Below are 14,389 nucleotides of genomic sequence, written 5' to 3' on the forward strand. Positions count from 1 at the left end.
TCATTAATTAAATAAGTTGTTAAATGTATGTGCTTGGTCAAATCGCACGCCTTTCTCGGTGTGCTTGACCGTGATAATTTCATGATGTGGATCGTGTTCTAAAAACAAGTACAATTCCTCGTTCGCTGCCCGATCCAAAAAAGCAGCTTTTTCATCCAAGGTCAACAGTGGGCGCGTATCGTATCCCATCACATAAGGAAGCGGAACATGTCCCGCCGTTGGGAGCAGATCTGCCATAAAAACCAAGGTCTTGCCTTTGTATTTGATGTGCGGGATCATTTGTTTTTCCGTGTGTCCATCGGCAAAAAGTATTCCAAAGCCCAGCTCGCTTGATTCCGTATAAGGCAAACCTTGCGGATCCACAAAATGCAATTGTCCGCTTTCTTCTAGCGGCATGATGTTTTCTTTCAAAAAAGAGGCCTTCTCACGAGCATTGGGATTCACAGCCCATTCCCAGTGGGATTTGTTGGTCCAGTATTTAGCGTTTTTAAACGCTGGACGATATCCACTTTTGTCTGCATTCCAAACCACAGAACCTCCGCAGTGATCAAAATGCAAATGGGTCATAAAGACGTCGGTGATATCATCCGGATGAAATCCGTGCTTTGCCAAAGAACCTTCTAAACTGTAATCTCCCCAGAGGTAATAGTAGCCGAAGAATTTTTCGGACTGCTTATTACCCATTCCCGTATCGATCAATATCAATCGATCGCCATCTTCTATGAGCAGGCAGCGTGCTGCCATATCGATCATATTGTTCGCATCCGCCGGATTGGTTCGTGTCCAAAGTGATTTGGGAACCACTCCGAACATGGCTCCGCCGTCTAATTTGAAATTTCCGGATTCAATAGGGTAGAGGGTCATTCCTTTAACAAAAGTTACGCAAATTACTAAAAGACAAAGACTCTTCCCCGATTAAGCCTCAGATTTTTGGGATTGTTAACGCAGTATTTTAACAATTTTAGCACTATTTGGTTCATTGCCGCCAATTCTTGTTATTTTTAGACAACCAAACCGCAGCACATGATTGAATTAGCAGGGATAATTGTTTTAGGAATTTTGGCCCAATGGGTGGCCTGGAAATTTAAGATTCCTGCCATTTTACCGCTGATTTTGATCGGTTTGTTCGTGGGTCCAATTTCCACCTTGATCTCTGAGGATGGAACCCAGTGGATCCAGCCTATTTTTAATGGAGACAAAGGGCTTTTTCCCAACCAACATTTGTTCAATTTTGTATCCCTAGCGATTGGTATCATTCTCTTTGAAGGAGGTTTGACCTTGAAGCGTGGAGAGGTTTCTAAAATTGGTCCTGTGATCGGGAAGTTGATCAGTTTGGGCTCTGTGGTGACCTTTGCCGGAGCGGGATTAGCCGCCCATTATATTTTTGGTCTTGACTGGCGCATCAGCTTTTTATTTTCTTCTTTGATCATCGTTACCGGGCCGACGGTAATCACGCCTATTCTCAGAAATATTCCGCTGAAAAAAGACGTCTCTGCGGTATTAAAGTGGGAAGGTATTTTGATCGATCCAATAGGTGCTTTGGTTGCCGTATTGGTCTTTGAGTTTATAAGCGTTGGAGGAGATGCGGGCTATACCAAGCAAGCTTTGGTAGAGTTTGGTAAGATTGTCCTGATTGGATTTGCCTTTGGTATTTCTGGCGGATATGCGCTCTACTATGCCATTAAAAAGAAATTCATTCCACACTACTTGCTAAACGTGGTGGCACTTTCTGTAGTGCTATTGATCTTTGTAGAAAGTGACATTTTTGCTCATGAATCGGGCCTTTTGGCTGTGGTAGTGATGGGGATGTTCTTAGGAAATAGCGACCTTCCCAACCTCAAGGAACTGCTTTACTTTAAAGAGTCTTTAAGCGTACTTTTGATCTCTATACTGTTCATTTTATTGGCGGCAAACATTTCTTTGGAGGACTTGTTGCTGGTATACACTTGGGAGACTGCTGCGCTTTTAGCGGTAATTGTATTTGTACTCAGACCGATAGGGGTATTCCTATCCACTATTGGTAGTAGTTTAAAAACCAACGAGAAACTCTTTATTTCTTGGGTTGGGCCTCGTGGTATTGTGGCCGCAGGTATTGCCTCACTTTTTGGAACCAAATTGGTGGAGCAAGGCGTCAAAGGCGCAGAGTACATTACGCCCTTGGTTTTTGCGGTAGTATTGGCCACGGTTTTACTCAATGCCGCAACAGCCAGACTTTTTGCCCGTTTAGTTGGGGTGTTTTTGACCTCATCAGAAGCGATAATCATTGTGGGGGCTTCCAAACCCTCACGAGTCATTGGGAGCTATCTCAAAAAGAACAAGCGCGATGTAGTTTTGATCGATACCAACGCGAGTAATATCAGTCTAGCACGTGAGCTCGGTCTGGATTCCATGAATGCGAATATTTATGAAGGAGATCTGACAGACAACATTGAATTCAATGACGTAGGTTTTCTTATTGCCATGACGGGTAATGATGAGATCAACAAATACGCCTTGACCAAATACAGAGCCTCTCTAGGAGAGAACGGATCCTTCCGCCTTATGAGTGATGAGGAACGCAAAAAGGGCTTACAAAACGGAAGCGCTCCGGATGAAGTACTCTCTACCACTCATGACTATGCAGACCTAACTCGAGTAGCGAATGAGTACCCTTCCATTCAAGAGATCGATATTGATTCCGAGGTGGTCTTTCAGCGCATGTTGGACTATATTCTTGACCACAAAGACATGGTGGCTCTGTTCTTGAAAGCGCCTAGTGGTGAACTGAGCTTTATTACCAATCCTTCTCAAATGGAAGTTGTAGAAGGCTCTCAATTAGCTTACCTGGGCAAGACCATTGATGTAGAAAGTGTGTTGAAAAATGTGCCTAGCTAAATCCCGAGGACTGTTTTAAAAAATAAACCAGGAATTCTAACGTTCCCATTCACAAAGCCATCCCTTATGAAAAGAGTTGTCGTTCTAAGCCTTGTTATTCTAGCTTGTTTTACTTCTTGTAAAGACGATGATGTTTCTTGCGTAAGCTGCAGTAATGAGTTAACACAAACCTTTACACTCTGTCGTGAAGCCAATGGTGATGCCTCGGTCAACGGTGAAGATACCGATACCGACTATGACGTATACCTTTCCAATCTAACGGAACAAGGTACGAGTTGTAATTAGTCGTTGAGTTTTAGAACGGCCATGAAAGCTTCCTGTGGGATCTCCACATTACCAACCTGACGCATACGCTTCTTCCCTTTTTTCTGCTTCTCCAAAAGCTTTCTCTTACGGGAGATATCACCACCATAACATTTGGCTGTAACGTCTTTTCTAAGCGCTTTTACAGTCTCACGAGCAATGATCTTAGCTCCAATGGCCGCCTGAATTGGAATATCAAACTGCTGTCTCGGGATAAGCTCTTTAAGCTTCTCGCACATCTTTTTCCCAATGTCATAAGCATTGTCCTTGTGCAAGAGTGCAGAAAGGGCGTCTACGGTGTTCCCGTTGAGCAGCACATCAACTTTTACCAAGTTAGAAGTGCGCATTCCAATAGGTGCGTAGTCAAAGGAGGCGTATCCTTTAGATACCGTTTTGAGTCGATCGTAGAAGTCAAATACAATTTCCGCCAAAGGCATATCAAAAGAAAGCTCTACGCGCTCAGGCGTCAAATAATTTTGATTGGTGATCTGTCCGCGCTTTTCAATACACAAGCTCATCACCGGTCCAACAAAATCCGATTTGGTAATTATACTCGCCTTAATGAAGGGCTCTTCTACACGATTCATTGTAGACGGCTCCGGAAGATCAGAAGGGTTATTCACCAAAATGACCTCATCCGGTTCTTTGTTGGTGTAGGCGTGATAGGATACGTTAGGTACCGTAGTGATCACGGTCATATTGAATTCGCGTTCCAAACGCTCTTGGATGATCTCTAAGTGCAGCATTCCTAGGAATCCACAACGGAATCCAAAACCAAGGGCTGCAGAACTCTCCGGTTGGAACACCAAAGAAGCGTCATTAAGCTGCAACTTTTCCATAGAGTTCCTCAGTTCTTCATAATCTTCAGTATCCACGGGATAGATCCCAGCGAATACCATCGGTTTTACATCTTCAAAACCTTCGATCATTTTGGTTGTAGGCTCCTTTGCGTCAGTAATAGTGTCACCCACTTTTACATCACGAGCATCTTTGATCCCTGTGATGAGGTAACCTACATCCCCTGCGCCTACTTTTTGTTTCGGAGCTTGTTTGAGCTTGAGGGTTCCAACTTCATCGGCAAAATAGGTCTTGCCCGTTGCCATGAATTTGATCTGTTGCCCTTTGCGGATCTCGCCATCAATCACTCGAAAGTAGGTCTCTACTCCGCGGAAAGGATTGTAAACAGAATCAAAGATCAGCGCTTGCAGCGGTGCTGCAGGATCACCTTGAGGAGCAGGAATGCGCTCAATAATGGCGTTTAAAATATCTTCAATTCCAATACCTGTTTTAGCACTGGCAGGAATTACTTCTTCAGCATCGCAACCCAAAAGATCAACAATGTCATCAGTCACTTCCTCTGGATTCGCACTCGGAAGATCAACTTTGTTAAGCACAGGAATGATCTCTAAGTCGTTCTCCAAAGCCAAATAGAGGTTAGAGATGGTCTGCGCCTGAATGCTCTGAGCAGCATCAACAACCAATAGTGCTCCTTCACAGGCAGCAATAGATCTTGAAACCTCATAACTAAAATCAACGTGACCCGGAGTATCAATCAAGTTGAGGACATAGGTCTCTCCTTCATAAACATACTCCATTTGAATCGCGTGGCTTTTAATAGTGATCCCGCGTTCACGTTCGAGATCCATATTGTCCAAGAGTTGGTTTTGACTCTCACGTTCAGTTACCGAACCCGTGTATTCCAAAAGTCTGTCGGCCAAGGTAGATTTTCCGTGGTCGATATGCGCGATGATGCAAAAGTTGCGAAAGTGCTTCATATACTTGCCTTTGGGGCGATTTTGCGCAAAGATAGTGCAAAAGCGCGGCTTTTAGTAGCATTTTGTAAGAATCTGATTTTACGTAATTTTGCAGCCAATGGCTAAAATAGGAGACATAGATGTAGGCGAGTTCCCTTTATTACTCGCACCGATGGAAGATGTAAGTGATCCGCCGTTCCGCGCCCTGTGCAAGGAACAAGGCGCAGACGTGGTGTACACGGAGTTTATTTCCTCAGAAGGACTCATCCGCGATGCCGCTAAGAGTGTGATCAAATTGGATATCTACGAAAAGGAACGCCCTGTAGGGATTCAGATCTTTGGAGCCAATATGGACTCCATGTTGCAGTCTGTGGATATCGTTACTGCTTCCAAGCCAGATATTATTGACATCAATTTTGGGTGTCCGGTAAAGAAGGTGGTCTCAAAAGGTGCTGGTGCTGGGATCTTGAAAGACATTGACCTGATGGTGAAACTCACCAAGGCCATGGTAGAGCGCACGCACTTGCCTGTAACGGTAAAGACCCGCTTGGGTTGGGATCACGACAGCATTAAGATCGTTGAGGTTGCAGAGCGACTGCAAGATGTAGGCTGTAAGGCCATTTCGATTCACGGCAGAACGCGAGCTCAGATGTATAAGGGTAATGCCGACTGGCGCCCTATCGCAGAGGTAAAGAATAACCCGCGCATGCACATTCCTGTTTTTGGAAATGGAGATGTGAACTCTCCCGAACGTGCCGTGGAGATGCGTGATGACTACGGATTAGACGGCGCTATGATTGGACGTGCAAGTATTGGATATCCTTGGTTCTTTAGGGAAGTGAAGCATTACTTTGAAACGGGTGAACACCTTGCTCCCCCAACACTACAAGAGCGTGTAGAGGCTGCAAAACGTCACTTACAAATGTCCATTGACTGGAAGGGTGAAAAGCTTGGAGTTTTTGAAACCCGCCGTCATTATACCAATTACTTTAAAGGGATTCCTCATTTTAAAGAGTACCGCACCAAAATGGTGACCAGCGATCATTCTGCTGATGTCTTTGCAACTTTTGATGAGGTTTTAGAACGTTTTGCTGATTTCCAGTTTGCCTAGATTTTAGACAACATCTTTTCATTTACGTTTCTGGAGGCAATATTTGCTGCGATAACACCTAGCACTAACATGGTGGCTAAAACTACCACCGCGTTTAGGACTGTGGGCTTTACAGGATAAGCGAGTGTGGCCGTTATGGCAACCCAGCCAAATTGCAACTGACACCATACAATTATAAAGCCTAACGCAAGCCCAATTACACCACTTACGGCAGTTAGCAGTATGCCTTGATAATAGAAGATCTTCCTGATCTCAGATCCTAATAGCCCTAGATTTTGCAGGGTCTTTAAGTTCCCTTTCTTGTCCAGGATCATCATAATGATGGCTCCAATCACGTTAAATAAGGCAATGATCAATACTAGGGTGAAAATCAAATAGACTGCAACATTCTCTGTGTTGAGCATTTTGTAAAGTGCATCGTTTTGTTGCAGGCGTGTTTTGATGTCTACCGGATTACCAAAATGCTGCGCTAAGGCTATTTTAACCGCTTCTGGATCGGCACCAGGATCTAGTTTGATCTCAAAGCCAGAAACTGTATTTTCATCATAATCCAATAGCCTTCTGGCTAAATTGATGTCTGCAAAGATATAGGTGTCATCTACGTCTTCATTCACATTGTAGACTCCGGTGACCACTACGCGTTCTTTCCTAAAAGCTTGTTGCGGATCTAAAATTTGACCCGTTCCGGGCTTAGGCGCATAGATCTCCAAAAGTTCACTGTAGTCATAGGTTCCCAGAGATAATTTTACAGAAGTTGTAAGCCCAATAACGGCTTCATTCTCACCGCTACGAAACCAATCATTGATAAAAAGCATGCTGTCTACAGGTACAACGGCTTCAAAGCGATCATCCACACCTTTTATAGTAGCAATATGATTCTTGCCTTTAAAGTTGAGATAAACGCGCTCTTCCACTATTTGCGTCAAGGCCAGGACGCCATCGGTCTGTAAGATGGCTTGTCTCAAGTTACCATCCGTTCGGATCGTTTTACCTGTCTGCGGATAAACCTTTAGATCAGCATCAAATACGTTGGTGAAACTCAGAGAAAAATCACGTAAACCAGCAAAGCCAGATAGCACAATATAAAGAGCTGCAGTTGCAACAATAACTCCCACAGCGGCAATCCGCGTGATCTTGTTAATGGCGTTGTTGTTGCTTTTGCTCCAGAGGTAACGCCTTGCAATGTAGAAGGGCGTGTTCAACTCAGGATTTTTTTCTTCTCCCCAGCAGGTCCGGATTTTTAACAGGGTCGTGTTCCCCTTCAAGGGCTTTGTCTATAGATTCAATATACTCTAGTGAATCGTCCAGATAAAAGATCAGATCGGGCATTTTTCGCAATTGGTCTCGGGTAAGTTGTGCCAACTGATGTTTGATGTTTGGAGCCACGGTTTTGATCTCTTCCATCATGCCCTTAGCATGTTGGGCCGGAAAAATGCTCAGATAAACCTTGGCAATAGACAGATCAACAGTTACATTCACTTTAGTAACAGATACTACTAATTGTGTTTGACCCGCCTCACGTAACATCTTTTGGATCAAGTTCGCGATATCGCTTTGCAGGATTCCTGCTATTTTTTTCTGCCGATTGCTTTCGTTCATACTGCAAAAGTAGCTTATGAGTTTGTTTATACCCCTTTCATGAGCTAAAAAATTGCCTTTTTTCGGATTCTCTTTGCCTTTTTATCGTTCCGTAGCGCTGCTATGCAACTCAAAAAAGCCTTCTATAATCCTAAAAAATTCTAATTTTCGCTTAAATTCAAAAGGTATAAACAAGCTCATTTTTTAATTTAAAGTAAATGACAAAAATTGAACACATAGGAATTGCTGTGAAGGATCTGGAATCTGCAAACAAAGTGTATGCCGCACTTTTGGGTAAACCTCATTATAAAGTAGAATCAGTAGAGTCAGAAGGGGTGGACACCTCATTTTTTCAGTGTGGAGCGTCCAAAATCGAGCTTTTGGCCGCCACCAATTCTGAAAGCCCGATTGCTAAGTTTATTGAGAAAAGGGGAGAAGGGATCCATCACATCGCTTTTGCTGTAGATGACATAGAAGCGGAGATCGATCGGCTTAAAAAAGAAGGCTTCCGCGTTTTGAATGAAACCCCTAAGCAAGGGGCTGACAACAAAATCATTGCGTTTTTACATCCAAAATCCAGTAATGGCGTTCTGGTAGAGTTGTGTCAGGAGAGAAATTGAATTAAATAGTTTGCGGATCAAGGAACTAATTTTACATTTGCACACTAATTCAGGACCCATAGCTCAGCTGGTTAGAGCACCTGACTCATAATCAGGGGGTCGAAGGTTCGAGCCCTTCTGGGTCCACTAGATTGTAAAATAACTGTTACTAATTCGCTTGGAAAGAAGCTTTTCCTTTGCGATTTTAAAAAAATTAGTACATTAGAACCCGATTATGCGACCCCAAATCGTAAAAATAACAGTCTTAGGACTGTGTTTGCTGTTGCCCCAAACAATAGCTGCCCAGAGTCCACCACCGCCTACGGGCCCCCCGCCACCGGGGCTTCCCATAGATGCATCAAGTTTTGTATTGCTTATTTTCGGAGTCGCGCTAGGCATCTTTATTGCCTACAGAAGAAAACGTCTTAGCTAGATTGTCTTAGCAATTTCTGAACGTATTTTCCCACAACATCAAATTCTAAATTGACCGTATCGCCTGCTTTTAGCGCGTGGAAATTTGTGTGCTCATGCGTGTAGGGAATGATTGCCACACTAAATTCGGTATCCGTACTGTCAACTACAGTAAGACTTACACCATTTACAGTAATTGACCCTTTTTCTATCGTTAGGTTTCCTGGAATCAGATCATGTCTGAATCTATAGGTCCAAGAGCCGTCCAAAGTTTCTGATGCTATGCAGGTCGCTGTTTGATCTACATGACCTTGAACAATGTGACCGTCCAAACGCGCGCCCATTTTCATGGCGCGTTCTAAATTTACACCACTACCCACAGCCAATTCTCCAAGATTGGATTTTTGAAGAGTTTCATCAATAGCTGTTACTGTGTATTGATTGCCATCAATGGCAACGACCGTAAGGCAAACACCGTTATGCGCCACACTTTGATCGATCTGCAACTCTGGTGTCATTTGTGCTTGCATGCTGATGTGGATATTTCCGCCTTCGCGCTCAATTTTTACTACTTCTGCTACTTCTTCAATGATCCCTGTAAACATCTTAATATTGTTGTTAACTTTGTAGTACAAAAATACGAATAATCGCCCAGCTTTTATTGCAGAACTAAAGGCGGTTTAAGACCCTTAGGCTTTGAGTAAAAAAGAACAGATCACAGTAGGAATTTCCATAGGAGATCTCAACGGAATTGGCGGAGAGATCATACTTAAAACCTTTTTGGATTCCCGCATGTTGGAGTTCTGCACTCCCGTGATCTTTGCTTCAGTAAAGCTGATGTCCTTTTACAAAAAGCATTTTGGTTTGCAGATGAATCTGCACGGCATTCACAGGTTGGATCAGATTGCTCATAAGAAGATCAACGTCTTTAATGTTTGGAAAGAAGGGGTGAATGTCCAATTTGGAGAAGAGCACCCAGAAGCAGGAGCTTATGCCATCAAGAGTTTTAAATCTGCAGTAAGAGCACTTAAAGAAGACAAGATTGACGTTTTGGTCACTGCGCCTATCCACAAGCACAACATTCAAGCAGAAGATTTTAAATTTCCTGGCCATACAGATTATCTCAACCAGGAACTGGAAGGCAATAGCATGATGTTTATGATCAGTGAATCTTTGCGTGTTGGCCTTTTGACCGATCACTTACCGGTCAAAGACGTTTCCGAAGCCATTACTCCAGAGCTCATTGAGACAAAAATTAAAACAGTGACCCAAACCTTAAAACAGGACTTTGGGATCATTACACCAAAAGTGGCCGTTTTGGGGATCAACCCACACACTGGGGATAACGGAGTTATTGGGAAGGAAGACGATGAGGTGGTTCGACCAACTTTGGCCAAACTCAATGAAGAGGGTACCTTGGTATACGGCCCGTATGCAGCAGACAGCTTCTTTGGGACCAAAAATCATTTGAACTTTGACGCCATCATTGCCGCCTATCACGACCAAGGCTTGGTGCCTTTCAAAACACTTTCCTTTGGACAGGGGGTGAACTATACGGCGGGGCTTCATAAAATTCGCACCTCACCAGACCACGGAACTGCTTATGATAAGGCCGGAAAAGGTGAGGCCGATAACAGCTCTTTTAAAGAAGCTGTGTTTAGTGCTATTCAGATCTATAAGACCCGACAAGAATATTTAGACTTGAGCGCTAATCCTTTGCAGAAAAGAGCCCGTAAAGTCTTGGCAAAAAAGCGCTAAGGCTTCGTAGTCCGTTTTAATTTATTTTTTATCTTTGCAGCCGTCTTTGATAGAGACGGGATCGTAAACGAGTTGATTGTGAAGGAATTGAAAGCATATACTATCCCGTTTGTGGGCCTTAAAATAGGCGCCCATCAGTTTGACTATCAGATAGACAACGCGTTCTTTGAGCACTTTCAGTATGATGAGTTTCACAAGGCCGATGTAAAAGTTGACCTAGAACTGGAAAAGAAAAGCACCCTTTTGGACCTGCATTTTCAGTTTGACGGAACCGTCAACATCAATTGTGACTTGACCAATGAGCCCTATGATCAGCCTATTTCTGGCAATTTTGATCTGGTAGTTAAGTTTGGACAAGACTACAATGATGAAGAAGAAGATCTTTTGATTTTGCCGCACGGCAGTTATGAGGTTGAAATAGCACAATATATATATGAGAGTCTTGTGCTAGCTGTTCCAGCAAAAAGGGTTCACCCTGGAGTTGCGGACGGGACCTTAAAATCAGAAGCTTTAGAGAAGTTAGAAGAACTTAGCCTGAATAATCAGGCAGAACAAACTGACGATGATCAAACTGATCCGCGTTGGGACGATTTAAAGAAATTATTAACGGATAAATAAATAAGTAATGGCACATCCTAAGAGAAAGATCTCTAAAACCAGAAGAGACAAGCGCAGAACGCACTATAAAGCTACTGCACCTCAATTGGCCACTGATCCTACTACAGGTGAGACGCACTTATATCACAGAGCGCACTGGCACGAAGGAAAGCTATACTACCGTGGACAGGTTCTTATTGACGATACCGAGTCTGCAGAAGCATAGTAGTACCTGTTTTGTAAAATATTACTCTCGCGGTCAAAGTTTTTGATTCGCGAGAGTTTTTTATTACAAGAAGCCAAAAATGTCATAAATGAGCCAATTTTGGCTTGTTTTTGTCTAAAAATCGTTATTTTCACTTCCTTTTAAGGCAATAATGCCTTTTTTTGTGTACTGAATTCTGTAAAATGAGTAAGATCACAGCAGCTATTACCGCTGTCGGGGGCTACCTGCCAGATTACGTACTGACCAACCAGATTCTGGAAACTATGGTTGATACGAACGACGAATGGATTACCACCCGTACCGGAATCAAAGAACGCCGCCTATTAAAGGACAGCAACAAGGGAACTTCTTATATGGCTATCAAAGCCGCACAGGATGTCCTTGAGAAAAGCGGCACCGACCCAAAAGATATTGACATGGTCATTATGGCCACAGCGACTCCGGATATGCCGGTAGCAGCAACAGGCGTTTACGTAGCCTCTCAGATAGGAGCCGTAAACGCTTTTTCATATGATTTAGTTGCGGCTTGCTCAAGTTTCCTTTACGGGATGTCTACGGCAGCTCGCTATATCGAATCTGGTCGTTATAAAAAAGTACTGCTCATAGGGGCAGACAAGATGTCTTCAATCATTGATTATGAAGATCGTGCCACCTGTATCATCTTTGGTGATGGCGGTGGCGCTGTGCTTTTTGAGCCTAATGAAGAAGGCTACGGCTTGCAAGATGAGGTCCTGAGAAGCGACGGTATTGGCCGTGAGCATTTGAAGATCGACGCTGGCGGATCAATCCTTCCGGCATCTCATGAAACTGTAGATGCCAAAAAGCACTATGTGTTCCAAGATGGAAAAACCGTGTTCAAATTTGCCGTATCCAATATGGCAGATGGAGCTGCGAAGATCTTAGAACGCAATGACCTGACGGGCGATGATGTTGCCTGGTTGGTTCCGCATCAGGCCAACAAACGCATCATTGACGCAACAGCCCGCCGTATGGGCTTGGATGACAACAAGGTGATGATGAACATTGAGCGTTACGGGAACACCACTTCGGCGACCTTACCGCTTTGTCTATACGATTACGAAAAACAGCTTAAAAAAGGAGACAAATTGATCTTTGCTTCTTTTGGAGGCGGATTTACCTGGGGATCTATTTACTTAACCTGGGCATACGATTCATAAAAACCACAACCTAATAAACTAAAAAACAAAATCCGATGGAAATTAAGGATATTCAGAATCTGATCAAGTTTGTAGCCAAGTCTGGCGCAAACGAGGTAAAATTGGAGACGGACGAGTTTAAGATCACCATCCGCACTGGGATGGAGAGCAAAGGTCCTGAGGCCACTTACATTCAGCAGATCCCTGCTGCCGCTCCTGTTGCCGCTGCACCTGTTGCCGCTGCACCAGCTCCGGCTGCTGAAGCCGCTGCGCCTGCTGCAGAAGCTGCACCTGCGAGTGACGATTCAAAATACGTTACGATCAAATCTCCTATTATTGGAACCTTCTACCGCCGTCCGGCACCAGACAAACCTATGTTTGTTGAGGTGGGAGACAGTATAGGAAACGGCGATGTGCTTTGTGTTATCGAAGCCATGAAGTTGTTTAACGAGATCGAATCAGAAGTGTCTGGTAAAATTGTGAAGATCCTAGTTGAGGATTCTTCTCCAGTTGAGTTTGATCAGCCACTATTCTTAATCGACCCATCATAGTCAAATCGGATTACATAGTGTGTTAGTCCCTCTGGACTGATGCAAAAAATCACAGTGTTATGTTTAAAAAAATACTGATTGCCAATCGGGGAGAGATCGCCTTGCGCGTTATCCGAACCTGTAAAGAAATGGGTATTAAGACGGTAGCTGTATATTCTACTGCCGATACCGATAGCCTCCACGTGCGTTTTGCGGACGAGGCTGTATGTATTGGACCGCCAGCGAGTTCAGAATCCTATCTAAAAATATCGAACATCATCGCTGCAGCAGAGATCACGAATGCTGACGCGATTCACCCGGGATACGGGTTTTTATCTGAGAACGCGAAGTTCTCTAAGATCTGTGAAGAGCACGAGATCAAATTCATCGGTGCCTCCGCAGAAATGATTGACCGTATGGGAGACAAAGCTTCTGCAAAAGCTACCATGAAAGCTGCAGGAGTACCTTGTGTTCCTGGTTCAGATGGTGTAATTCCAGACTTCGATACTTGCAAAAAGCTTGCAGTTGAGACAGGATACCCTGTTATGCTTAAAGCCAGTGCCGGTGGAGGAGGAAAAGGAATGCGCGCCGTATGGAAAGAAGAAGACCTTCAAGCTGCTTGGGAGTCTGCTCGTCAAGAGAGTAAGGCCGCCTTTGGAAACGACGATATGTACATGGAAAAACTCATTGAAGAGCCACGCCATATCGAAATCCAAGTAGTTGGAGATTCTACAGGAAAAGCCTGTCACCTCAGTGAGCGTGACTGTTCCGTACAGCGTCGTCACCAAAAATTAACGGAAGAAACTCCTTCTCCATTCATGACTGATGAGTTGCGTGATGCCATGGGTAAAGCCGCGGTAAAAGCAGCAGAATACATCAACTACGAGGGAGCAGGAACGGTAGAATTCTTAGTAGACAAGCACCGTAACTTCTACTTCATGGAAATGAACACGCGTATTCAGGTAGAACACCCGATTACCGAAGAGGTTGTTGATCACGATTTGATCCGCGAGCAGATCAAAGTTGCTGCGGGTGTGAAGATCTCTGGAAAGAACTACTATCCGCAACTGCACTCCATTGAGTGTCGTATCAATGCTGAGGATCCTTACAACGACTTTAGACCATCGCCAGGACGCATCACTGTATTGCATGCTCCAGGAGGACACGGAGTTCGTTTAGATACTCACGTATACGCTGGATACATGATTCCACCAAACTATGATTCCATGATCGCTAAATTGATCGTTACTGCGCAAACGCGTGAGGAGGCGATCGCTAAAATGAAGCGTGCTTTGGATGAGTTTGTTATTGAGGGAATTAAAACGACCATTCCGTTCCACCGTCAACTCATGGAAGAAGACGCCTACGTAGAAGGAAACTATACTACGGCATTCATGAACGACTTTGAAATGCGCGAACCAGAAGAAGAGTAAATCCTTCTTTTAGAGATATTGAGAAATCCGGAGTCTTTTGGCTTCGGATTTTTTTATT

The 14,389-nt window shown here is 43.9% G+C and carries 15 protein-coding genes and 1 tRNA gene; 11 read left to right on the plus strand and 5 right to left on the minus strand.

Translation table 11 applies throughout. The features are described from left to right. Window positions 1-3: 3 nt before the first annotated feature. Window positions 4-864, minus strand: a complete 861-nt coding sequence (locus HRT75_RS03040) for an MBL fold metallo-hydrolase (protein ID WP_291182556.1) — start codon at window positions 862-864, stop codon at window positions 4-6. Window positions 865-1,023: 159 nt separating this feature from the next. On the opposite strand from HRT75_RS03040, the gene HRT75_RS03045 reads away from it, so the two are divergent. Both HRT75_RS03045 and HRT75_RS03050 read left to right on the plus strand, forming a co-directional pair. Then, window positions 1,024-2,874 (plus strand): sodium:proton antiporter, encoded by a 1,851-nt coding sequence (locus tag HRT75_RS03045; protein ID WP_291182558.1) that lies wholly within the window; start codon window positions 1,024-1,026, stop codon window positions 2,872-2,874. Window positions 2,875-2,940: 66 nt separating this feature from the next. Then, window positions 2,941-3,159 carry a hypothetical protein gene (locus HRT75_RS03050; protein WP_291182560.1) on the plus strand — a complete coding sequence of 73 codons (219 nt, stop codon included), beginning with the start codon at window positions 2,941-2,943 and terminating at the stop codon, window positions 3,157-3,159. On the opposite strand, the gene lepA is transcribed toward HRT75_RS03050, so the two are convergent. Continuing rightward, window positions 3,156-4,952 (minus strand): translation elongation factor 4, encoded by a 1,797-nt coding sequence (gene lepA, locus HRT75_RS03055; RefSeq protein WP_291182562.1) that lies wholly within the window; start codon window positions 4,950-4,952, stop codon window positions 3,156-3,158. The genes HRT75_RS03050 and lepA overlap by 4 nt on opposite strands. A 97-nt stretch (window positions 4,953-5,049) precedes the next feature. Between lepA and dusB the strand changes: the two genes are divergently transcribed. Further along, the gene (gene dusB, locus HRT75_RS03060) at window positions 5,050-6,042 is read left to right on the plus strand and encodes a tRNA dihydrouridine synthase DusB (protein WP_291182564.1); all 993 of its coding nucleotides are present in this window, start codon (window positions 5,050-5,052) and stop codon (window positions 6,040-6,042) included. On the opposite strand, the gene HRT75_RS03065 is transcribed toward dusB, so the two are convergent. Further along, on the minus strand, window positions 6,039-7,244 hold the full coding sequence (locus HRT75_RS03065) for an ABC transporter permease (RefSeq protein WP_291182566.1): 1,206 nt from the start codon (window positions 7,242-7,244) through the stop codon (window positions 6,039-6,041). The genes dusB and HRT75_RS03065 overlap by 4 nt on opposite strands. A gap of 1 nt (window position 7,245) precedes the next feature. Continuing rightward, complete coding sequence (rbfA, locus tag HRT75_RS03070) at window positions 7,246-7,641, minus strand: 30S ribosome-binding factor RbfA (RefSeq protein ID WP_291182568.1); 396 nt, start codon at window positions 7,639-7,641, stop codon at window positions 7,246-7,248. 197 nt (window positions 7,642-7,838) lie between these two features. Between rbfA and mce the strand changes: the two genes are divergently transcribed. Together mce and HRT75_RS03080 are read left to right on the plus strand one after the other, a co-directional pair. Next, the gene (gene mce / locus HRT75_RS03075; RefSeq protein WP_291182571.1) at window positions 7,839-8,240 is read left to right on the plus strand and encodes a methylmalonyl-CoA epimerase; all 402 of its coding nucleotides are present in this window, start codon (window positions 7,839-7,841) and stop codon (window positions 8,238-8,240) included. 52 nt (window positions 8,241-8,292) lie between these two features. Further along, window positions 8,293-8,366, plus strand: a tRNA-Ile gene (locus tag HRT75_RS03080). Between the two features lie 278 nt (window positions 8,367-8,644). Here the strand turns inward: HRT75_RS03080 and HRT75_RS03085 are convergent. Continuing rightward, the gene (locus HRT75_RS03085; RefSeq protein ID WP_291182654.1) at window positions 8,645-9,235 is read right to left on the minus strand and encodes a riboflavin synthase; all 591 of its coding nucleotides are present in this window, start codon (window positions 9,233-9,235) and stop codon (window positions 8,645-8,647) included. Window positions 9,236-9,326: 91 nt separating this feature from the next. Here HRT75_RS03085 and pdxA point away from each other — a divergent pair, with 91 nt between their 5' ends. The 6 genes from pdxA to accC all read left to right on the plus strand — a co-directional run bounded on the left by pdxA (window position 9,327) and on the right by accC (window position 14,331). Continuing rightward, the gene (pdxA, locus tag HRT75_RS03090) at window positions 9,327-10,388 is read left to right on the plus strand and encodes a 4-hydroxythreonine-4-phosphate dehydrogenase PdxA (RefSeq protein WP_291182573.1); all 1,062 of its coding nucleotides are present in this window, start codon (window positions 9,327-9,329) and stop codon (window positions 10,386-10,388) included. 78 nt (window positions 10,389-10,466) lie between these two features. Next, window positions 10,467-11,006: a DUF177 domain-containing protein gene (locus HRT75_RS03095; protein ID WP_291182575.1), complete on the plus strand. Its 540-nt coding sequence runs from the start codon at window positions 10,467-10,469 to the stop codon at window positions 11,004-11,006. A gap of 7 nt (window positions 11,007-11,013) precedes the next feature. Then, a complete protein-coding gene (rpmF, locus tag HRT75_RS03100) occupies window positions 11,014-11,211 on the plus strand; it encodes a 50S ribosomal protein L32 (protein ID WP_272830918.1) in 198 nt (65 codons plus the stop codon). Between the two features lie 182 nt (window positions 11,212-11,393). Then, a complete protein-coding gene (locus HRT75_RS03105; RefSeq protein ID WP_291182578.1) occupies window positions 11,394-12,389 on the plus strand; it encodes a beta-ketoacyl-ACP synthase III in 996 nt (331 codons plus the stop codon). 35 nt (window positions 12,390-12,424) lie between these two features. After that, window positions 12,425-12,919: an acetyl-CoA carboxylase biotin carboxyl carrier protein gene (gene accB / locus HRT75_RS03110; RefSeq protein ID WP_272830923.1), complete on the plus strand. Its 495-nt coding sequence runs from the start codon at window positions 12,425-12,427 to the stop codon at window positions 12,917-12,919. A 59-nt stretch (window positions 12,920-12,978) separates the two neighbouring features. After that, on the plus strand, window positions 12,979-14,331 hold the full coding sequence (gene accC / locus HRT75_RS03115; RefSeq protein WP_291182580.1) for an acetyl-CoA carboxylase biotin carboxylase subunit: 1,353 nt from the start codon (window positions 12,979-12,981) through the stop codon (window positions 14,329-14,331). Window positions 14,332-14,389: the final 58 nt, after the last annotated feature.

The organism is Gilvibacter sp. (genome assembly GCF_013214815.1).
In the GTDB taxonomy this organism is placed as follows: Bacteria; Bacteroidota; Bacteroidia; order Flavobacteriales; family Flavobacteriaceae; genus Gilvibacter.